A 20,234-nucleotide genomic window follows, 5' to 3' on the forward strand; every position below is an offset into this window, starting at 1 on the left:
GGAACGGCTGACCCGTGGTTGCCCTGTTCATAAGCCACAGCGGCCGGGACCGGGCCGTGGCGAAGCGGATCGCAGGCCGGCTCAAGGCAGCGGGGTTCGCCGGGCTGTTCCTCGACTTCGACCCCGAGCTGGGCATCCCGGCCGGTCGCTCCTGGGAACGGGAGCTCTACACCCAACTTCGCAGAACCGACGGCGTGGTCTTCGTGGCCAGCGAAGCTTCCACCGCATCGTCCTGGTGCTTTGCCGAGGTCGCTCTGGCCCGCTCGTTGGGCACCCCCGTCTTCCCATTGCGCATCGACAACACCGCACGGCTCAAGCTTCTGTCCGAGGTTCAGTGGGTGGACCTCGCGGACGGTGAGGAAGCCGCACTCGACCGCCTCCTCATCGGGCTGCAGCGCGCCGGGCTGAAGGCGTCCGACTCCTTCGCCTGGGACCCCACCCGCGCCCCTTACCCGGGCCTCGGTCCGTTCGCGCCCGAGGACGCCGCCGTCTTCTTCGGGCGTTCGGACAAGACCGAGGAGCTGCTGAAGCAGCTGCAGCCGACGCTCGCGCACGGCGCAGGACGCTTCGTAGCGATCATGGGCCCTTCAGGAAGCGGCAAGTCCTCGCTGCTCCACGCGGGGCTGCTGCCGCGCCTGTACGAACGCCCCCGCCGCTGGGAGGTACTGCCGCCGATGCGGCCCGGTCAGTATCCGACCCGGGAGTTGGCCCACGGACTGGCCCTGGCGTTCGGCAACCATGGCTTGGTGCGTTCTGCGGACGATGTGATGAGGAGGCTGGAACAGGGCTCCATCGCGTTGGTGGACCTCGTGGGCGAACTCAGCAGGGCCGGGGAGGAGGGCGCCGCCGGAGGCGAACGGCGCAGTGTCCTCATGGTCATCGACCAGGCCGAGGAGCTCATCAGGCGCACCGGTGTCGAGGAGCGGCGGTCGTTCCTGCGGCTCCTGAGCGGCGCGTTGAGTGAGGAGAGCCTGTTGTGGGTCGTGGCGACCGTACGCTCGGAATTCCTGAGCGCCGACCCGGAGCGTGCCGGGCTGACGGAAGCGGTCGACGAGACGCTCTCCATAGAACCGCTGAGCCGGGCCCTGCTGCCCGAAGTGATCGGCCTCCCTGCGCGCCGGGCCGGGGTGGAGATCGCCCCGGGGCTGGTCGAGCGCATCGCCGAGGAGACCACGGGCGGTGACGGGCTGTCGCTGATGGCGTACACCCTGCGCGAGCTCTACGACCGGGTCGGCCCCGAAGGGATGATCACCGCGGCCGACTACGAGGCGGTGGGTGGGGTGGTGGGTGCCATGGAAGGCCGGGCCGACGCGCTGCTCGACGACCTGACCCGACGCGGGCACGGGGACGCCGTACTGCCGACGCTGCTGAAGCTGGCGACGGTCGAGGGTGATGAGGAGCCGACGCGAAGGCGCCTGCCACGCAGCGCCCTGAGTGGGGATGAGGCGACGGTGGTGGACGCCTTCGTCGACGCCCACCTGCTCACCAGTGGAAGCGGCGGGGGCGTGGCTGAGGGGACGGCAGGTCGCGAGGCGGCGGAGGAAGCCACGGTCGAGGTGGCCCACGAAGCTCTGCTGCGACAGTGGCCGCCGCTACGAAAGGCCATCGATGACTCTCGCCGGTCGCTTCGGCTGCGTTCGGAGCTGGAGCGTCTGGCGGCCGACTGGAACCGCGGCGGGCGCGACGATGCGTATCTGTTGCGCGGCGGGCGGCTGGCCGACTTCGGGGACTGGGCCGCCGAGCACACCGGCGAACTCACCCCCGTCGAGAGCCGGTTCCTGGCCGCCGGCCAGGCCCTGGCCACACGTGAGCTCAATGCGGCGCGGCGCTCGAACCGCCGGCTGCGCGGTCTGGCGGCCAGCCTGGCCGTCCTGCTGATTCTCACCCTTTTGAGCGCCGGCCTCGCGTACATGAGCAACCAACAGGCCCAGTCCCGCGCCCGCCTCGCCCAGGCCGACGCCCTGGCGCTCCGGTCAGATTCCCTCGTACGCAGCAGGCCCGACGTAGCCATCCTGGTGGGCTTGGAAAGCCTCAGCGTGGCCCGTGCGGACCGGCCTGAACCGCAGCCTCCAGCAGGACTCGTCACCGGTCTGGCCCGGGTCACTCACGTCTCGACATTGCTCCGCCACGGCGGTCAGGTGCAGGGGGCAGCGGTGAGCCCGGACGGCAGGGTGATCGCGACCTGCGGCTGGGACCGGAAGGTGCGGCTGTGGGACCGCGCGTCGGGAAAGCCGCGTGGCAAGCCGCTGACCGGGCATCGTGGTGCGGTCATGGACGTGGCCTTCTCTCCTGACGGGGCACTGCTCGCGACAGTGAGCCTCGACCGCACGGTGCGCCTGTGGAATGCATCGACGGGCGAGCCGTACGGGAGGCCCCTGCGCGGTCATCGGAGCGGAGTGCAGGACGTGGCATTCTCCCGTGACGGCAGGCTGCTGGCCACTGCCGGACAAGACGGCACTGCGCGGCTGTGGGACGTAGCGGCCGGGAAGCGGCGGGGCGTCGCGACGGCCGGCACGGCAGAGGTGACCGGCGTGGCATTCAGCCGCGACGGACGCTTCCTCGCCACCTCGGGCAAGGACGGCAGGGCGCGTCTGTGGCAGCTGGGGTCGGGAGACCCGCGGCAAACACGGGTATTCGTCAGCAGTCACCACGACTGGCTGCGGGCGGTGGCCTTGAACCGGGACGGTACGCTGCTGGCCGCGGGGAGTTCCGACGGAAGGGCCCGGCTGTGGCGGGTGGCCTCGGGAAAGCCGGACGGTCGGCCGCTGGGCCGCCAGGGTCTCAACGTATGGGACGTGGCCTTCAGCCCCGACGGGAGGCTGCTGGCCACGGCCGGGGGCGACGGCACCGTCCGGCTCTGGGATGTGGCGACGCACCGTCCGAAGGGACAGCCGCTCGTCGGACACACGAACCTGGTGAACCGTGTGGTCTTCACGCCCGACGGCAAGCAACTCCTCACGACGAGCTGGGACTCCACCGCGCGGCTCTGGGAGCTCGCCGAGACCCCTTCGATCAGCCGGCCGCTCACCGGACACGATGGGGATGTGGACGGCGTCGCCTTCAGCCCCGACGGCAGGCTGCTGGCAACCGCGGGCGACGATGCGACGGCCCGTCTGTGGCGGGTTGGCTCCGGTGAACCGTTCGGCCGTGTGCTGCGGGGGCACAAGGGCCCGATATACAGGATTGCGTACAGCCCCGACGGGCGGCTCATCGCCACAACCAGCATGGACGAAACGGCGCGTCTGTGGGACGTGACCTCCCGCGGACAGCACGTCCGTAAACTGACGGCACATCAGAAAATGTTGATGGATGCGGCCTTCAGCCCCGACAGCGAACTGCTTGCCACCGCGGGCGGCGACGGCAGCGCGCGTCTGTGGTCCGTGCGTACGGGTAAGCCCCTCGGTGAGCCTCTCGTCGGGCACACCGAAGCGGTGAACGCACTGGCCTTCAGCCCCGACGGCCAGCTGCTCGCGACGGCCGGCAACGACCAGATGACGCGCCTGTGGAACATACCGTCGGGAGCGCCGCATGGGCGGCCGCTGAGGGGTCACACCAACGAAATCACTGCCGTGGCCTTCAGCCCGGACGGCGCCCTGCTCGCGACGGGGAGCGCCGACGGTACCGTACGGCTGTGGAACACGGACTCCGGGAAACAGGTGAGGAAGCCACTCACCAGCAATTCCAGTGCGGTGGCGGACGTGGACTTCAACGCGGAGGGCAGGCTGCTGGCGACGGCCGGCAACGACGGCTCGGTGCGAGTGTGGAACGTGGCGGACGGACGGCCGGAGGGCCCCGCGTTGACCGGACACCAGGGAGAGATCTTCGCGGTCGCCTTCAGCCCGGACGACGCGCTGATCGCCTCCGCCGGCGCCGACGACACCGCGAGGATCTGGCGTCTGAACTTCACGGCGTGGGCGGAATACGGCTGTCGGCTGGTCAACCGCAATCTGTCGACATCGGAATGGGAGCAGTTCGTACCGGGCGTCGATTACCGGCGCACCTGCCCGGGTCTTCCGTCCGGCCCGGGAGCGCCGCGGGAGGCACCGGCCTCTCGCTACTGACGCAGTCGGCTGTGAACGGGAGCGGGGCAGGGTGGATATGTTGGTCGCCGTGATCGGCAGCGCCGACCCAGGGCGGTGCTATGAGCCCGCGGTGCGTGATCCCACCCTCGCGGTCACGGCAGCCGAGGAGATCGGCCAGGAACTCGCTCTGCGAGACTGCCGAATTGTCGTGCACTCCGGTCGTGCAGCATTCATTGAAGCGGCCGTGGTTCGCGGGTACATAGCATCGGGACGAGCGCGGCCGCGCTCCATCCAGACCTACGGCCGCTACGGTCGCGACGACACGGACTATCGTGAACTCGCAGAGCATGATGAGACGTTTGATATGCATCCCGAGGCGTCGGCGGACTGGGAAGTGAGCTACTACCGCTCCTTGCTCTCTGTCGATGCGGTTCTCCTCATCGGCGGTGGGCGATCCACCTTCACCGCCGGCCTGATCGCCTTGTCCCGGCGCATTGCCCTCGCTCCGATCGCAGCCTTCGGCGGCGCGGCCGAAAAAGTCTGGCACCGTTTCGCCCATGAACGGGGCTTTGCCACCGAGGAGGATGTCACCGTCACGGCTGCCGGTTGGCGGCCCGGTTCCGCTGCGGACGTGGTGTCCTGTCTCGTCGGCCAACACCGCCGTCAGGCCCTGCAACAGGACGAGGAAGCTCGCCGTCGGCGCCGGGCCGACCGGAACGCGGCGGTCGGCCTGGCGGTCGGCCTGGCTTTGCTGGTGGGGACGTTGACCACCGTCCCCTTGACGTACGGACTGCAGCCGGGAACGCCGGGCAGCATCACGTCTCTGGTAGCGGCCCCGCTGTTGTCCGCCACTTGCGGCGCCATCATCCGTAACTCCTTCGATGAGGCACACAGCTGGCTCAGTACGACGGTACTGGGCACCGTAGCCGGCGCCATCACCGCTTTGCTATTCATCGCGGCGCAACTGGTCTCCACTCCCGATCTTCTCAACGGCGAAGCCGCCCGCCGCATCATCTTCTTCGTGATCCCCGTCGGATTCATCGGCGGCCTCACTTTTGATGCGGTCTACGCAAAATTGCGCACGCAGGATATCGCTCAGGCATCAGTGATAGGCAGAGAGTGACTGCCTCTGCGGCGGAGGTATGCCTCCAACAAGTCGTTCTCGGAGGAATTGCAGGGACTATTTGCAGATCATTTCATTTAGTGTGTTCGTTAGCCTGCTGCGGGTGGGAATCGTTGAGCGGCTGGTGTCGACCGGAACTTTCCTCACGAGCAAGCTCGCTCTCGTCACCGGCGCGACCTCCGACATCGGCAAGGCATTCGCCGAACACTTCGCCTGCGTGATTCGGTGGACAACGGTATCGGGGAAATGTGGACGTTAACGCTCGTCAGGTCGCTGATGCAACGGTGGAGGCCGGAGCGGCGGAGTTTTCGACGACCAGCCCAGCAGTGGCGCGGCCTTGCCCCCCCCGCCAGCCTTCTCCGCACACCGCAGGCCCTCCCCTCGGACAGTGAAGGAGTAGCGCTTGCCTGTCACCCTCGTCGCCGTTCAAGGGCGTCCACGTTTACGTGGCCGGAGCTTCCCATGGCCTCCCCGGCAGGGCCGCTCTCCGCAGAAACGTCCCGGGGGGGGCGTGGGAGAGCAGCCCTCTGCCCAGACTTGTTTTCTCCGCACCCAGAACGTTGCCGCGACCTGGCTTGCCAGGCGGAAGGCCTCGACACGGCCCGCAGGCAACAACGACATGATGTCCCTCGCGGTGTCAAGCAGGCGGGCTGTGATGACGGCCTGGCCTCTGGACGACGGGGGCAGGGAGTAGGCGTCGGTCCGGCGGTCGGGTGCGGGGCCGCCCCCGACCAGCAAGGGCGTCAGGCGGGAAGGATTTCCTCCAGGGCCTCTACGACCTCGAAGGAGTCCGGGGTGGTCTGCGGGGAGAAGCGGGCGGCGACGGTGCCGTCGGGGGCGAGGAGGAACTTCTCGAAGTTCCAGCGGATGTCGCCGCTGTGCCCGTCCGCATCCGCGGTGCGCACGAGTTTCGCGTACAGCGGGTGCCGCCGGGGGCCGTTCACCTCGACCTTCTCGGTCAGCGGGAAGGTGACACCGTACGTGGACGAGCAGAACTTGGCGATCTCCTCGGGTGTTCCGGGCTCCTCCTCCGCGAACTGGTTGCACGGGACGCCGAGGACGGTGAACCCCCGTGCCGCGTACTTCTTCTGGAGCTGTTCCAGCTCGGTGTACTGCCGGGTGAGGCCGCACTTGGAGGCGACGTTGACGATGAGGACCGCCTTGCCCCGGTACTGGGCGAGGTCCGAGGGACCGCCCTGGAGAGCGTCGATGTGAACTTTGTAGAGAGACATGCCGGAGATGTTAGGGCCACTCGTTCGGATTTTGCCGGTCCCGCCGGCCGGCACCGCACCGAACCGCCTCGACTGGCGCCTACGCACCGGATCGGACGGGCGGGCACCGCCATCGAGGGGGTGAGCATCACGCCGCTGCGCACCGAGGCCTTGGTCTCCGTGCTGTCGGCCCACCATCCGCTGGCCGACAGCCGGCAGATCTCGCTGGCGGGGCGACCTTTCTTAGTCCATCCAGTGCAGCAAGTGGCCTCGGTTATCGAGGAGTGACCGGGCGGCGGGCGGGGAGGGCTCAGGCGCCTCGGAGCAAGGTGGACCGAGCCGGTTCGGCTCCGCGTGACGTGTGGACGCCGCCGCTGGGGATGGGTACCCCAGCGCACGGGAGATTCCACGAGCGGCCGCCTGGGCGGGAGGGATCAAGACGGGGGTGTGGGCGGTGCGGGCGTGCGCGACGATCGAGACCGCCGCGACCCCGGACCGGTGGCTGTGGGACTTCGCCGAGTTGCCGCTCAAGGAGCCCGGCCGGGTGGCTGGTTCCTCCGCCGCGCGTCTGACACCGCATCCGGGACGGAGTCAGCCGACTGTCTGGGTGCCGATGACGGAGAGCAGGCGCAGCTTGTCGTGGCTCTCGGAGCCGGGGGTGGCGGTATAGACGAGCAGATGGTGTGACTGGTCGGGGTCGAGGAGGGTCTGGCAGTTCAGCTCCAGGGGCCCGACCTCAGGGTGGAGAAAGTGTTTGACCTGGGCGGGGCGGACGCCCACCTCGTGCGTATCCCACAGGCTGCGGAACTCCTCGCTGCGTTTCAGGAGGAGGTCGGCGTAGTGAGCCGCCCGGGAGTCCGGGCCTCTCAGGGTGGCGATCTGGCGCAGTCCGGACGTGAACATGCGGGAGAGCAGGGCATGGTCCTGCGGCGCGTACAGTGCGCGGGTGGCCGGCAGGGTGAACCAGCGGAAGCCGATGCTCCGTTCCGGTCCGGTGAACCGGGTGGTGTCGCCGGTCAGAGCCACGCCGAGCGGGGTCTGGCGCAAGGTCTCCCCGAGCTCGGTGACGATCTCGGCGGGGGTGTCGGTCAGGCGGTCGAGGATGCGCAGCAGGCCGGGGCCGATGTGTTCGCCGGCCGCGCCGCGGACGGGTGGGTTGTGTCCGGCCAGACGGAACAGATGGTCACGCTCGTCCAGGGACAGATGCAGGCCCTGTGCGATCGAGGCGACCATCTGTTCGGAAGGCTGCGGGCCGCGCTCCCGTTCCAGCCGGGCGTAGTAGTCGGTCGACATGTGGCACAGTGCCGCGACCTCCTCGCGGCGCAGGCCACTGGTCCTGCGGCGCTGTCCCCGTGGGAGTCCGACGTCCTCGGGCTGTAGCAGCTCCCGCCGGCGCCGGAGGAAGGCAGCCAACCCGGTCCGATCGATCTCCATTGGACCCTCCCCTGTGTGCTCTCTTTGTGTCGCTCCCTTTTCTATCGCCGCTGCGGAGGCGCAGCCACGGACCGTCGATCCCCCTCTCCGGTACCCAAGGCGGCCACAGTCTGATGGGCAACCGGCACTGGCCTGCGTAAACGGCAGGAGGCCGCCGTATCCACGGCCTCCGGATCAGGGGATCGGCAGGCCCTGCACCACGTCTGCGGATTCGGTCACGGTGGAAGCAACGACACCGAGGGAGTTTCACCCATGCCACGCACCGACTTCGACATCACCGTCCCCGATCTGTCCGGCAAGCGCGCGGTGGTCACCGGCGCGAGCGACGGCATCGGACTCGGCATCGCGACCCGCCTCGCGGCCGCCGCCGCAGAGGTACTCCTGCCGGTCCGCAACCCGAGCAAGGGCGAGGCGGCTCTCGACGCGATCCGTGCGCAGGTCCCCGACGCGGACGTGTCGCTGCGTACGCTGGACCTGTCCTCGCTCGCATCCGTGGCCGCGCTGGGCAGGACTCTGCTGGCGGACGACCGCCCGATCCACCTGCTCGTCAACAACGCCGGCGTCATGACACCACCCCAGCGGCAGACGACTTCGGACGGATTCGAGCTGCAATTCGGCACCAACCACCTCGGCCACTTCGCCCTCGTCGCACATCTGCTGCCTCTGTTGCGGGCCGGTCGGGCACGCGTGACGTCGCAGATCAGCGTCGCGGCGAACCGGAACGCCATCAACTGGGACGACCTGCACTGGGTACGCTCCTACGACGGCATGCGCGCCTACAGCCAGTCGAAGATCGCGTTCGGCCTCTTCGGCAGGGAACTCGACCGCCGCAGCGCAGCCAATGACTGGGGCATCACCAGCAACCTGTCCCACCCGGGCGTCGCCCCCACGAACCTGCTCGCCGCCCGCCCCGAAGTGGGCCGCGCCCGGGACACCTGGGGCGTACGCGCCATCCGCGCCCTGTCCGCCCGCGGCATCCTCCTCGGCACGGTCCGCACCGCACCGCTCCCCGCGCTGTACGCGGCCACGTCGCCGCACGCCGAACGCGGAGCGTTCTACGGCCCCAGCGGCCCGGGCCACCTGGGCGGCCCACCCGCGCAGCAGAAGCTCTACAGCCGTCTGCGCAGCACGAACGACGCCCATCGCATGTGGGAACTGTCCGAGGAGCTGACCGGGGTGCGCTGTGCGTGACGGACCAGGTCAAGGTCACCGCGACGCTGCCTCGGTCGGTCGTCGCCGACGACCCGGGCCGACAGCCGCCTCACAGTGCCTTTCCCGGGTTGAGGGTGTCGTGCGGGTCGAAGGCTGCCTTGAGACGGCGTTGCAGTGCGTGCTGTGCCGGGCCGAGTTCGGCGCCCAGCCACTGCCGCTTCAGGGTGCCCACGCCGTGCTCGCCGGTGAGTGTGCCGCCGAGGCGGAGCGCCGTGGTGAAGATGTCACCCGCCGCGCGCCAGGCCGGGGCGGGGATCTCCGGGAGGTCCGGGTCCACGACGAGGATGGGATGGAGATTGCCGTCGGCGGCGTGCGCGAAGGTGAAGATGCGTACGCCGTGCCGATCGCCGGCGGCCGTGATTTCCCCTACCGCTTCGGCGAGTCGGGCCCTGGGCACGGCGATGTCCTCGATCAGTACGCGTCCCAGCCGCTCCAGGGAGGGCAGGGCGAGCCGGCGTGCGGCGAGCAGCCGGTCGGCCTCCGCCGGGTCGTCGGTGATCTCGACGGTGGCCGCCCGGTCGCGCAGCAGTGGTACCGCCAGCTCCGCCTCGGCCGCCGCGGCCCGGCCGTCGCACTGCAGGAGCAGCAGCGCGTCGCCGCGCGACCGCAGGTCCGTGCCCTGCGCCTCGTCCACGGCGGCCAGCACCGGCCCGTCCAGCAGCTCCGCCATGGCGGGTTCGACCCGGGCGGCGATGAGCGCGGAGACGGCCTCGGCCCCCTCGGCGAAGGTGTCGAAGGAGGCGGCGACGGTGACGGTCGTCTCGGGCACCGGCCGCAGTCGTACGGTCGCGGCGGTGATCACGCCCAGGGTGCCCTCGGAGCCCGTGAGCAGCGCCGTCAGGTCGTAACCGGTGACGCCCTTGACGGTGCGTCGGCCGGTCCGTACCGGCGTCCCGTCCGCGAGCACCACATCGAGCCCCAGCACCGCGTCCCGGGTGACGCCGTACTTCGCGCAGCGCAGCCCACCCGCGTTGGTCGCGATGTTCCCGCCCACGGTGGACAGCGCCGCGCTCGCCGGATCGGGTGCGTATCGAAGGCCGAACTCGCCTGCGGCGTGGTCCAGATCGGCGGTGATCACGCCCGGTTCGACGACGGCGAGCTGGTCCTGGGGGTTCAGTTCCAGGATGCGGTTCATACCTGACAGGTCGATGACGACGCTGCCCGTTCCCGCGTTCGCACCGCCCGACAGGCCGGTCCCCGCCCCGCGCGGCACCACCGGTACCCGCAGGGCGTCGGCGTGCCGCAACGTTGTCCGTACGTGGTCGGCGTGCGCGGCGTGCACGACGGCCAGGGGCGCGCCCTCGGCATGGCTGCCGGAACGGTCGGCGGCGTACGGGGCGGTGGCCTCGGGGCCGATGGTGAGGACGTCGTCGGGCAGTTCGCTGCGCAGTGCGGTCAGCAGCGCTTCGGCGTTACGGGGGCGCGACGCCAGGGGGAGAGTCATGCTGCTGCCTTTCCGGGCCGGGCTGTCTTTTCGTGCCGGGCACTCCGTGTCTCCAGTGCCCGCTCGCCGATGGTGAGCAGGGCGGTGTCCGCCTGCGGGGCGTGCACTGGGGCGCACTGGATGTCGCGGAAGTGGCGCTCAAGAGGGTTGTCGCGGGTCAGGCCCGGATTGCCGAGGAGGCGTACGGCGAGCTGCACCGCCTCGGTGGCGTGCCGGTCGGCCAGGACGCGGGCTCCCAGGGCCTGTTCGGGTGTGTAGGTGCCATCGGCCGCGTCCACTCGCTCGGCGCCGCCGAACACCAGTTGTTCGGCCGCATCGAGGCGCAGTGCGATCTCACCCGCCGTGCGCCGGAAGCGTTCCGTACGGGCCACCGGGTGGCCGAGGTTGGCGGGCACTCGCTCGTGCGCGAAGCGGTGGAAGTACTGCTGCGCTGCACGGGCCACGCCCAGGTAGAGGGCGGCGAGCGGGAGGTGGAGGGCGGCGCCCGCGCGGTTGTCCTGCTCCGCGGCCGTGCCGTGCGGGGCGATCTCGACCACGTTCCCGGCCGGGATCTCGACCCCGTGCAGTGTGATGTCGTGGCTGCCACTCGCACGCAGCCCCAGATGGTCCCAGCGGTGGGTGACCTCGATGCCCGGGGACGCACCGGATACGGCGAACGTACCGACGCGCGGCGTGGGCTCGTCAGTGGTGGCCCACACCAGTAGCCAGTCCAGCCCGTCCACACCGGTGGCGAAGCGTTTGCGGCCGGTGAGGCACCAGCCGCCGGCGGTGCGCCGGGCCACTGTCGCGGGCAGCCCGCCGCGCGCGGGGGAGCCCAGTTCGGGCTCCCCCCGGATGTGGTTGAGCAGTACGGGGCGGTGTGCCGCGTCGGCCAGCAGCCGTGCGTAGAGCGCCTCCGGCCAGTGCGGGCGTACCGCCTGGCGGTGGTGGATGGTGAGGCTCATCGCGGTGATCAACGCGACCGAGGGGTCGCCCGCGCCGAGTGCGTGCAGGATGCGGGCGGTGGCGGCGACGCCGAGCCCTGGACCGCCGTACCGTTCGCCGACAGTGGCGGTGAGCAGTCCCGCCTCGTGCGCGGCGCGGATGCCCTCGGCGGGGAAGGCGCCGCTGCGGTCGTACTCGGCGGCGGTGGCGGCGAGCCGCTCGGTGACGGGCGCGAGGGCCGTGAGGTCGGGGACGGGGAGCAGGGCGGGAGGAGCGGATGCGGTCATGAGGAGAGGGCCTTTCGCAGCGGGGCGTTCAGGGCGTTGCTCCAGAAGCCGTTCACCTTCGGTGCCCGCCGCAGCGCGCCCAGGTCGTGGAAGGAGTCGGCGACCTCCTGCTGGGAGGCGGTGGCCCGGGCGTTCACCGGCCGCATCTCGGTCCGGCGCTGCGCCTCGGCGGAGCTGAACTCCGCCAGCGCCTCGTCCACCGGCTGATGGGTCGCGGCGGCGGTGACCTTCGCGAATTCCTTCTCGTGGCCGTCGCGGACGTATCCGTACGCGCGGTCGATGCGGGCGAGCAGATCGGCCAGCGCCCGGCGCGCGGCCGCGCTGCCGAGAGTGCCGTCGGAGGCGGTCCACAGAAAGTTGCCGGAGAGGATGTCCCTGGCCGAGCCGATGGTGCGGGCGCCCTGCTGATGGGCGGCGATGACCGAGTTGCCGTATCCGGCGAAGGCGTCGACGGCTCCGCCGTTGAGCGCGGCCATCCCCTTGTCGGGCTCCAGCGGGGCGGCGGTGATGTCGTCCCACTGGAGCCCGGCCTGCTTCAGCAGCCGGTAGAGGAAGTAGTGGGCGGTGGTGTTCTTGACGTACCCGACCTTCTTCCCCTTGAGCTGCGCGATCGTTGTGATCTTCGAGCCCTTGGGGGCCACGACCTCCTGGTTGAGGGTGTTGCCCCGCTGTACGGCGACCACCTTGAAGTTGGGTCTTCCGTCGGCGGCGGCGAAGACCGGCGGGATCTCGCTGGACTCCGCCACGTCCAGCGCCCCGGCCCGTACCGCCTCCAGTTGCTTGTCGCCACCCTGGAAGAGGCTCCAGCGCACCTGGTACGGCGTGTCGTCCAGCCCGGCGAACTTCAGCAGCGCCTCTTCCCGCTTCCAGCCGGTCGCGCCCACCCGCAGAGTGACCGACGACAGGCTGTCCCCACTGCCCCCGGTCCCTTCCGCGCCGGCCGGCCCGCCGCATCCGGTGAGTGTGCCCGTCAGCAGGACGGCCGCGGCGGCGAGGGAGAGTGCGCGTCCGGCCGCCCGGACTCCGAGTATCCTCACGCGGCCGCTCCCGTGGCAGCGCGGTGTGCCAGTTCCTGGCGGACCAGCGGCAGGACATGACGGGCGTAGTCGATCGCGTCGTTGAGCGGGTCGTAGCCGCGGATGGAGAGCAGTTCGCAGCCGATGTCGACGTAGTCCAGCAGCGCCTTGGCAACTGTCTCCGGGGAGCCGACCAGTGCGGTCGAGGCGCCGGCGGCATTGGTGGCCGCTGCGGGCGCGGTCCACAGGCAGCGGTCGTGCACCTCGCCGCGCTCGGCGGCGGCCAGCAGCCGCTGCGAGCCGATGTTGGCCGGGGTGCCCTGGCCGACCGCCGGATAGTGCCGCTGCGCGGCGCGCTCCGCATGCCGGGCCTTGACCGTGCCCAGGATGCGGTGCGCCTTCTCCCAGGCCAGCTCGTCGGTGGGGGCGATGATCGGGCGGAAGGAGACCCAGATGCGGGGCCGCGGCCGCCCGGCGGCGTCCGCATGGGCGTTGACGGAGGCGATCTGCTCCGCGGTCTCCTTCAGCGGCTCGCCCCACAGCCCGAAGATGTCGCCCTGCTGCCCGCCCACCCGGTAGGCGTCCTCCGAGGAGCCGCCCACCGAGATGGGGATGGTGTCCTGGTATGGCTTCACGTCCGAACGGAAGCCCTCGAAGCGGTAGTACGGGCCCTCGTGGGAAAGCGGCCCGTCCGCCGTCCACACCTTGCGCAGGATCTGTATGTACTCGTCCGAGCGTGCGTAACGCTCGCTCTTGCCCAGGTAGTCGCCCTCGCGGCGCTGCTCCTCGTCGTTGCCGCCGGAAATGATGTGCACCGCCAGCCGGCCCTTGCTGATCCGGTCCAGCGTGGCCAGGGCCCGGGCCGCGTGGGTCGGGAAGATCACGCCGGGGCGGTGTGCCAGTACCGGCTTGATGCGCTCGGTGTGGTTCGCGACGAACTGCGCCAGCTGCAGCGCGTCGGGAGCGGCCGAGTGGTACGTGACGAGGGTGTAGTCGAAGCCGCCGTCGTCCAGGGCACGGGCGTAGCGGCGGGCGTAATCGGGGTCGATACCCGATCCCGCCGTGGGGTCGCCCTCGGTGGCGGGGTTGGGGTGGACGGCGCTGATGAACTCGACGGGCATGGCGGGGTCACTCCTTGAAGAGGCTGGGGTCGACGTGGTCGGCGAGCTGCGGATTCGGGGTGAGGACACCGATGCGGTGCATGGTGTCGCCGACCTGCTGCACGTCCCGGGTCACCCGGTCGCTCACCGGCAGCAGATCGCTGTTGGACTGGCTCACCAGCGTCCTGGCGATCTCCGCGGAGGCGCCGTTCTGCTGCCGGATGGCCTTCGCGTACTCACCGGGGTGCTTCCGGGACCAGGCCAGTGCCTTGTCCAGACGGCGCAGGAAATCCGAGATCGCGGCCTTCTTGCCCTTGTCGGCCAGCGCCTTCTCGGAGGCGCCGAGGAAGCCGTAGCCGCTGATGCGTCCGTCGGTGCCGTTGACGAGGAGACGGCCGCCCTGCTGCTCGGCCGCTGCCTTGTAGACGCCGAAGGTGGCCCAGGAGTCGATCTTCCCGGAGGCGAAAGCGGCCTGGGCGTCGGTAGGCAGCAGGTACTGGACCTTGACGTCGGAGTAGCGCAGCCCCGCCTGCTCCAGCACGTGCGCGAGCAGGTACTCGGCGATGGAGCCCTTGGCCGAGGAGACCACGACCTTCTTCCCCTTGAGGTCCTTGACGCTCCGCACCTGCGAGCCCTTGCGGACCACGATCCCGGTATGCGAGCCGTCGTTGTGCAGCGCGCCCACGGCCTTGACCGGCACCCTGCCGGAGAGTGCCTGCAGCGTGGGGAGGTCGGCCGCGTACGAGGTGTCCGCCGCGCCTGCCTGCACGGCCTGGAAGAGCGGCGCGGCGCCTTCGAACTCCGCCCACCTCACCTTGTACGACGTACCCTTCAACGCTCCGGAGGCGGTGAAGAGGGTCTGCAGGTTCCTGGCCTGGTCGCCGAGGGTGAGTGTCACCTGCGACGTGCCCGTACTGGACGCCGCCTCGGTACTGCCGCAGGCGGTGGTGGCGAGCAGCGCGGTGACCGACAGCGCGGCACCCAGCATTCGCACCGCGCGCGGGGTCGTACGGCTGGTCGTACGGCTCATACGGTCGTTGCCTCTTCCTGATGTTCCTGATGTTCCTGATGTTCCTGGCGTTGCTGGCGTTGCTGTCCCTCCGGACCTCCGTGACGTGCGGCGGCGTCGCGGACGCCCAGCCGGTCCAGCAGCTCGCCCCGCAGCCGCACGAACTCGGGTGACCCAAGGTCGCGCGGCCGCTCCAGGCCGACTTCCGCCTCGTACGCGATCCGTCCGCTGTCCATCACCAGCACCCGGTCGGCCAGCAGCAGTGCTTCCTCCACGTCGTGCGTGACCAACAGCACCGAGCAGCCGTGCCGCTGCCACAGGTCGGCCACCAGTCGCTGGGCCTTGCCTCGGGTCAGTGCGTCCAGCGCACCGAACGGCTCATCCAGCAGCAGCAGTTCGGGCTCACGGACGAGCGCCCGGGCCAACGAGACGCGCTGGGCCTGACCGCCGGAGAGTGTCTTGGGCCAGGTGCCGGCGTGGTCCTCGATGCCGACCTCGGCGAGGTAGCGCCCGGCGAGCGCCCGGTCCGGTGTGCCGGGCAGACCGAGCACGACGTTCCGCCACACCCGCAGCCACGGCATCAGCCGCGGCGTCTGGAAGGCCGCCGACCGGCGCTCCGGCACGCTCACGTCACCGTCGGCCTCGCCGTCGAGACCGGCGAGGATCTTCAGCAGCGTCGACTTTCCGCACCCGCTCTGGCCGAGCAGAGCGACGAATTCACCCTGCCGGATGGTGAGATCGAGGCTGTCGATGACGGTCGTCCCACCGAAGGCGCGGCTGAGACCGTGGACCAGGACGCTGTTCTTGTCGCTCTCCCTGTTGTTCTTGCTGCTCTCACTGTTCCTGCTGCTCACCGTGGGCACTGTGGTCACTCTCCTTCGCCCTCGAACGACGCCCGCCAGGCCAGCAGCCGCCGGGACAGCAGCCGTACGGCGAAGTCGCACAGCAGCCCCAACACCGCGTATACGGCGAGGCACAGGACGATGACGTCGGTCTGGAAGTACTGCTGGGCGTTGCTCATCAGATAGCCGATGCCGGCGTCCGCGTTGATCTGCTCGGCGAAGACCAGGGCCAGCCATGCGGTGGACAGCGCGTACCGCAGCCCCACCAGCGCGCCGGGCAGTGCGGACGGCAGGATCACGTAACGGATCAGGCCGATGCGGCCGAGCCCCAGCATCCGGCCGGCCTCGATCAGTTGGGCGTCCGCGGACCGGATGCCGCCGTAGATGTTGAAGTACAACGGGTACGTGACACCGAGCGCCACCAGCGCGATCTTCGGGGTCTCGTCGATGCCGAACCAGACGATGAACAGCGGAATGAGCCCCACCCAGGGGATCGCCCGGAACATGCCCATCGACGCATCGATGACGTCCTCGCCCAGCCGGAACAGCCCGGCTGCCAGCGACAGCGCGAGTGCCACCACCGCACCGATGAGGAATCCGGTCGCCGCGCGTCGGCCCGAAGCGGCGATGGCGTGCGGCAGCTCGCCGGTACCGGTGAGGTCGAGCGCGCGCTGGACGACATCGATCGGAGAGGCCAGCACGGATTCGGGGAGCAGACCCGTGGTGCTCGCGAGGAACCAGAGCGCCACCAGCCCGACGGGGCCGGCAACCCGTCGCACACCACGCGGCACACGCCGGGCGGGGCGCTTCTCCTTGGGAGCGGCCGGCTTGGTGACCGGAGCGGTCCGGTTCGCTGCGGCGGCCGGTAGCGGCGCGGAGGCGGGTGCCGGCGGGGAGCTGCCGGAAACGGCGGTGGGCGGGGAGGACATGGAGAGCCTCTCGGTCGGGGGAGGAGTGTGAGTGGGATGAGCGAAGTGGGATGAGCGAAGTGGGATGGGGGCCTGTACGAGGTGTCCCGCCGGTGCGGCTCAGCCCGGTTGTGGTCCTTCCGCAACAGGTCGTGCGGGGTCGGCGGACCAGGCGGACCAGGAGCCGGGGTAGAGGGCGGCCGGGATGCCGGCGTGGGCGAGGGCCGCGATCTGATGGGCCGCTGTGACACCGGAGCCGCAGTAGACCCCGACCTCGGTGGCGTCGTCCGCGCCGAGTGCGGCGAAACGCAGCGTGAGCTCTTCCGAGGGGCGGAAAGCACCGTCAGCGGTGAGGTTGTCGCCGGTCGGTGCGGAGCGGGCGCCGGGGATGTGCCCGGCACGCGGGTCGACGGGCTCGCTCTCGCCCCGGTACCGCTCGGCGGCCCGGGCATCCAGCAGCACACCGGTACGGGCCATCCTGGCGGCCGCTTCGGCGTCCAACACCGGCAGGTGCCCCGGTGTGAGCACGATGTCGCCCGGCTCCGGAGGGACAGCCTGGCCGGTCTCCGTGCGCAGCCCTGCCGCACGCCAGGCACCCAGCGCTCCGTCGAGCAGTGTGACCTGCTCGATCCCTGCCCAGCGCAGCAGCCACCAGGCGCGGGCAGCGGCCGTGTTGCCGTTGTCGTCGTACACGACCACCGGGCGGCCCGCGGTGAGTCCCCAGCGGCGAGCCGCCGCCTGCAGGGCGGCGACGTCCGGCAACGGATGGCGGCCTGCGTCAGGCGTGGGCGGAGCGGCGAGTTCGGTGTCCAGGTCGACATAAAGAGCGCGCGGGATGTGCTCCTTGAGGTAGTGCCCGTGGCCGTCCGGATCACCGAGCTGCCACCGTACGTCGAGGATCACGGGCGCCGGGTCGTTGGTGTGCAACCGAGCGTAGAGCTCGGCCGCGGTGATGAGGACGGGAGCGGTGGACCAGGGCGTCGGGGCGGTCATCCGAGGTCCTCCGTGGCGGCGATCGACGGCAGCTCGGGAGAGAGCCGCAGGCGCTCGAGGAAGAGCACGACGGTGGCAGCGACCGTACGGTGGGTAGCATCGTTGAGGACGTCGTGTCGTGTACCGGCCAGGCTCACCAACTCCGCGCGGGGGAACGGTCGGTAGGCATGGCGGGCCTCCTCGAGGGGGCTGACCGTGTCGTCCGCGCCGTGCAGCCCGAGCACCGGCAGTGCGACCCGGGCCGACGCGGGCAGCTCCGGCGGCGGCGCGTCCGCCAGGGCGCGGCGCCGGAACGTGGGGTCGGCGGAGAGCCGGCCCCGATGCGTGGGGCACGCGGTGCGCTGCGCGAGTTCGCTTTCCCAGTCCGGGCCCGTCGCAACGGAGTGCGGGCCGGCGGGCAGCCCCGCGAGGACCAGCGCGTCCAGACCGGGGGCGGCCCGCGCGGCGAGCTGCGCGGCGTACGACGACCCGGTGTCCGAGCCGACCAGCACCCGCGGCCCGGGCAGTGTCTCGTCGCGCAGCAGTTTGGCGGCCTCGTCGGTGACCGCAGCCGGGTCGAGGGTGGCGTCCCCCAGGGCCCGTACGCGATAGCCGTCGGCAGCGATTCGGCGGCCGAACCGCTCGTACACACCGCCGTGTTCACCACGGCCGGGGAGCAGGACGAGAGTTCCGCGCGGCGCGATTCCCTCTGGTTCGTCCCAGGAGTGGACAGGCTGAGGAGAGCTCATGGTGACTCGATTCGTCGAAAGGTCGAAAGGTCGAAAGGTCGAAAGGCGGAGGCGAAGGCGAAGGCGAAGGCCCTGCGGCCGGGGGAGCCGATGTGCGGAGTGACGGGATACAGAGCGGGATACAGAGATCGCCGCAGACCTGGCGATGCAACGAAGTGCCGACACAGCGAGGTACCGACACAGCGAAGTACCGACACAGCGACGTAACGACCCGGAGCCGCCCGGCGTTGGGAGCGGACGCAGTGAGGGCGAAAAGGTCTCCTTCGCCCTGCGTTCCCGCCGGGCGAAGAGAAAGAAAAGGTCAGCGACAGCGCATCGCGCACACGCGGCCGAAGTCGACCACGCGCCGCTGCGTCAGCCAGGTGCCTGCGCCACAGCACACCACGGCACCGGCGGCCGACGGCCCGGTTCCGGCGTGGTGGAGGCGCGGCTCGCAGGCCGGCGCGATGGCTGTATGCAGCATGCGCTCAGCATGCCGGAGGCGGGAACCGTACGTCCAACGACGATTCGCCATCAAAATCGATCACGATTCATAATCAATTAATGCTAGCCTCGGCCCATGCGACCGACCCTGGACATCGTGGCGCTGCGCAGCCTCGTCGCCGTAGCCGACTACGGTGGCTTCCACCGCGCGGCCGGTGCGCTTGCGCTCAGCCAGTCCGCGGTCAGCCAGCACGTCCGACGGCTGGAGAAGACCCTCGGAGCTCCTGTCGTCGAACGCGACGGACGCAGAACCCGGTTCACCGCCCACGGCACCCAGCTCCTCGAAGAAGCCCGGCTGATCCTTGGTGCGCACGACGGGGCCGTCCGCCGGCTGCTCGGCGAAGACGGGCCCGCGGCCGCGACCGTCGTCATCGGTGCCACCGAGCACGGCGCCGACCAGATCCTCCCGGTGCTCACCGAGGCGGTGCGGGCGGTGCGTCCGGGTGCCGAGGTCCGGGTACGGATCGACCGCTCGGTACGCCTGACGGACGCGGTCGAGCGTGCCGAAGCCGACCTCGCCGTCTACGTCACCGAGGCAACCGCCGCCGCGGGCACCCCTGTCGGTGCCCTCCCGTTGCGCTGGTACGCGGCCCCCGGCTGGACGGCGTCCGCCGCCACCTCGCTGCCATTGGTCGCCATCAACGAGCCGTGCGTCATCCGCCGCCGTGCCCTCACGGCGCTGGCCGCCCATGACATCCCGGCCACCGTCGTCGCGGAGGCCGGCTATCTCGCGGGCGTCCTGGACGCCGCCCGCGCCGGGCTCGGCGTCGCCCTGCTTGCGGTTCCCGGCGGCCAGCCCCCCGAAGGGCTCGTCCCGCGCGACGACCTCCCCGCCGTCTCTCCGGTGCCGCTCAGCGCGCGCCCCCGGCGCGGCGCCGACCCCTCCCTGATCGGCACCGCCATCGAGGCCGTGCGCGCCCTCCTCGCCTCCCGCGAGACCGACCGCGCGGCATGACGCAACGGGCGCATGGCGCCGCTACGAAGGCGTCATCGCGGCAGAGGCCAGGCGCTCCGCCCCTGCCATGACCGGCTCTTGACCCACGGTTGGCGATTGCCGGGGTGCGGGAAAAGAATCGACGCGGACGGATGGCGCGGGCCAGTGGGAATCAGATGCACGCCGCCCGGTGCTCTGACGATTTGTCTCCTCGACTGCTCATCTCCGGCCGCTCGGCACTCGTCGAGGGGCCGCTCGAGACCAGATGAGGAAGTGGCGGTGGGCGGTGGGCGGTGGACTTCGAGACGCCGAAACACTGTGGCAGGGCCCGCCACGCGAACCCACTCACCAGCACGTAGATGATGGCGGCGAACAGCGTCTCATCAGGCGTGTTCGCAGTACCACCACCCTGCGGCCGCAGCCGATCCTCCGGAATCAGCGGCCGGGCCATCTCCCACAAACCATCCGGAACAATCCAACTCCACGCATCCCGCCCCATGGCAAGCTCAACGAGCGATCACCACATATTGATCAGAAACTCATGGGGTTCTCGTTCAGACCACC

Annotated in this window: 16 protein-coding genes and 1 pseudogene; 5 read left to right on the top strand and 12 right to left on the bottom strand. The window is 70.4% G+C overall.

The window, feature by feature from the left end:
* The first annotated feature begins 14 nt into the window (after window positions 1-14).
* On the top strand, window positions 15-4,061 hold the full coding sequence (locus ABT381_RS00345) for an nSTAND1 domain-containing NTPase (RefSeq protein ID WP_351585941.1): 4,047 nt from the start codon (window positions 15-17) through the stop codon (window positions 4,059-4,061).
* Between the two features lie 49 nt (window positions 4,062-4,110).
* Window positions 4,111-5,145, top strand: coding sequence for a hypothetical protein (locus tag ABT381_RS00350; protein ID WP_351585943.1), 1,035 nt, complete (start codon window positions 4,111-4,113; stop codon window positions 5,143-5,145).
* Window positions 5,146-5,888: 743 nt separating this feature from the next.
* On the opposite strand, the gene ABT381_RS00355 is transcribed toward ABT381_RS00350, so the two are convergent.
* Complete coding sequence (locus ABT381_RS00355) at window positions 5,889-6,377, bottom strand: glutathione peroxidase (RefSeq protein WP_351585945.1); 489 nt, start codon at window positions 6,375-6,377, stop codon at window positions 5,889-5,891.
* Between the two features lie 120 nt (window positions 6,378-6,497).
* Between ABT381_RS00355 and ABT381_RS00360 the strand changes: the two genes are divergently transcribed.
* Complete coding sequence (locus tag ABT381_RS00360; protein ID WP_351585947.1) at window positions 6,498-6,644, top strand: hypothetical protein; 147 nt, start codon at window positions 6,498-6,500, stop codon at window positions 6,642-6,644.
* Window positions 6,645-6,947: 303 nt separating this feature from the next.
* Here the strand turns inward: ABT381_RS00360 and ABT381_RS00365 are convergent, their stop codons facing one another.
* The gene (locus ABT381_RS00365) at window positions 6,948-7,790 is read right to left on the bottom strand and encodes a helix-turn-helix transcriptional regulator (RefSeq protein ID WP_351585949.1); all 843 of its coding nucleotides are present in this window, start codon (window positions 7,788-7,790) and stop codon (window positions 6,948-6,950) included.
* Between the two features lie 252 nt (window positions 7,791-8,042).
* Here ABT381_RS00365 and ABT381_RS00370 point away from each other — a divergent pair, with 252 nt between their 5' ends.
* Window positions 8,043-8,981: an SDR family oxidoreductase gene (locus ABT381_RS00370; protein ID WP_351585951.1), complete on the top strand. Its 939-nt coding sequence runs from the start codon at window positions 8,043-8,045 to the stop codon at window positions 8,979-8,981.
* A 70-nt stretch (window positions 8,982-9,051) separates the two neighbouring features.
* Here ABT381_RS00370 and ABT381_RS00375 read toward each other — a convergent pair whose 3' ends face one another.
* From ABT381_RS00375 to ABT381_RS00415, 9 genes are all read right to left on the bottom strand, one after another.
* Window positions 9,052-10,446, bottom strand: a complete 1,395-nt coding sequence (locus tag ABT381_RS00375; protein ID WP_351585953.1) for an FAD-binding oxidoreductase — start codon at window positions 10,444-10,446, stop codon at window positions 9,052-9,054.
* Window positions 10,443-11,657 (bottom strand): acyl-CoA dehydrogenase family protein, encoded by a 1,215-nt coding sequence (locus ABT381_RS00380; RefSeq protein ID WP_351585955.1) that lies wholly within the window; start codon window positions 11,655-11,657, stop codon window positions 10,443-10,445. The genes ABT381_RS00375 and ABT381_RS00380 overlap by 4 nt, the downstream gene beginning before the upstream one ends.
* Entirely contained in the window at window positions 11,654-12,694 is a 1,041-nt protein-coding gene (locus ABT381_RS00385; protein WP_351585957.1) for an ABC transporter substrate-binding protein, read from the bottom strand. The genes ABT381_RS00380 and ABT381_RS00385 overlap by 4 nt, the downstream gene beginning before the upstream one ends.
* Window positions 12,691-13,794: an LLM class flavin-dependent oxidoreductase gene (locus ABT381_RS00390; protein ID WP_351585959.1), complete on the bottom strand. Its 1,104-nt coding sequence runs from the start codon at window positions 13,792-13,794 to the stop codon at window positions 12,691-12,693. The genes ABT381_RS00385 and ABT381_RS00390 overlap by 4 nt, the downstream gene beginning before the upstream one ends.
* A gap of 7 nt (window positions 13,795-13,801) precedes the next feature.
* Entirely contained in the window at window positions 13,802-14,803 is a 1,002-nt protein-coding gene (locus tag ABT381_RS00395; protein WP_351585961.1) for an ABC transporter substrate-binding protein, read from the bottom strand.
* On the bottom strand, window positions 14,800-15,636 hold the full coding sequence (locus ABT381_RS00400) for an ABC transporter ATP-binding protein (protein ID WP_351585963.1): 837 nt from the start codon (window positions 15,634-15,636) through the stop codon (window positions 14,800-14,802). Before ABT381_RS00400 ends, ABT381_RS00395 begins: the two co-directional genes overlap by 4 nt.
* A gap of 14 nt (window positions 15,637-15,650) precedes the next feature.
* Window positions 15,651-16,553, bottom strand: a complete 903-nt coding sequence (locus ABT381_RS00405) for an ABC transporter permease (protein ID WP_351585965.1) — start codon at window positions 16,551-16,553, stop codon at window positions 15,651-15,653.
* A 99-nt stretch (window positions 16,554-16,652) separates the two neighbouring features.
* Entirely contained in the window at window positions 16,653-17,525 is an 873-nt protein-coding gene (locus ABT381_RS00410) for a sulfurtransferase (protein WP_351585967.1), read from the bottom strand.
* Entirely contained in the window at window positions 17,522-18,253 is a 732-nt protein-coding gene (locus ABT381_RS00415; RefSeq protein WP_351585969.1) for an alpha/beta hydrolase, read from the bottom strand. Before ABT381_RS00415 ends, ABT381_RS00410 begins: the two co-directional genes overlap by 4 nt.
* Before the next feature lie 559 nt (window positions 18,254-18,812).
* Here ABT381_RS00415 and ABT381_RS00420 point away from each other — a divergent pair.
* Entirely contained in the window at window positions 18,813-19,691 is an 879-nt protein-coding gene (locus ABT381_RS00420; RefSeq protein ID WP_351585971.1) for a LysR family transcriptional regulator, read from the top strand.
* A 231-nt stretch (window positions 19,692-19,922) separates the two neighbouring features.
* Here ABT381_RS00420 and ABT381_RS00425 read toward each other — a convergent pair.
* Window positions 19,923-20,169: pseudogene (locus ABT381_RS00425) on the bottom strand (transposase); the annotation flags it as partial.
* Window positions 20,170-20,234 lie beyond the last annotated feature (65 nt).

It is taken from the genome of Streptomyces sp. NPDC000151, from assembly GCF_040301705.1.
In the GTDB taxonomy this organism is placed as follows: Bacteria; Actinomycetota; Actinomycetes; order Streptomycetales; family Streptomycetaceae; genus Streptomyces.

Coding starts and splice junctions, on each gene's coding strand:
- ABT381_RS00355 (WP_351585945.1), bottom strand. CDS start 6,377: ATGTCTCTCTACAAAGTTCACATCGACGCTCTCCAGGGCGGTCCCTCG.
- ABT381_RS00365 (WP_351585949.1), bottom strand. CDS start 7,790: ATGGAGATCGATCGGACCGGGTTGGCTGCCTTCCTCCGGCGCCGGCGG.
- ABT381_RS00370 (WP_351585951.1), top strand. CDS start 8,043: ATGCCACGCACCGACTTCGACATCACCGTCCCCGATCTGTCCGGCAAG.
- ABT381_RS00375 (WP_351585953.1), bottom strand. CDS start 10,446: ATGACTCTCCCCCTGGCGTCGCGCCCCCGTAACGCCGAAGCGCTGCTG.
- ABT381_RS00380 (WP_351585955.1), bottom strand. CDS start 11,657: ATGACCGCATCCGCTCCTCCCGCCCTGCTCCCCGTCCCCGACCTCACG.
- ABT381_RS00390 (WP_351585959.1), bottom strand. CDS start 13,794: ATGCCCGTCGAGTTCATCAGCGCCGTCCACCCCAACCCCGCCACCGAG.
- ABT381_RS00395 (WP_351585961.1), bottom strand. CDS start 14,803: ATGAGCCGTACGACCAGCCGTACGACCCCGCGCGCGGTGCGAATGCTG.
- ABT381_RS00405 (WP_351585965.1), bottom strand. CDS start 16,553: ATGTCCTCCCCGCCCACCGCCGTTTCCGGCAGCTCCCCGCCGGCACCC.
- ABT381_RS00410 (WP_351585967.1), bottom strand. CDS start 17,525: ATGACCGCCCCGACGCCCTGGTCCACCGCTCCCGTCCTCATCACCGCG.
- ABT381_RS00415 (WP_351585969.1), bottom strand. CDS start 18,253: ATGAGCTCTCCTCAGCCTGTCCACTCCTGGGACGAACCAGAGGGAATC.
- ABT381_RS00420 (WP_351585971.1), top strand. CDS start 18,813: ATGCGACCGACCCTGGACATCGTGGCGCTGCGCAGCCTCGTCGCCGTA.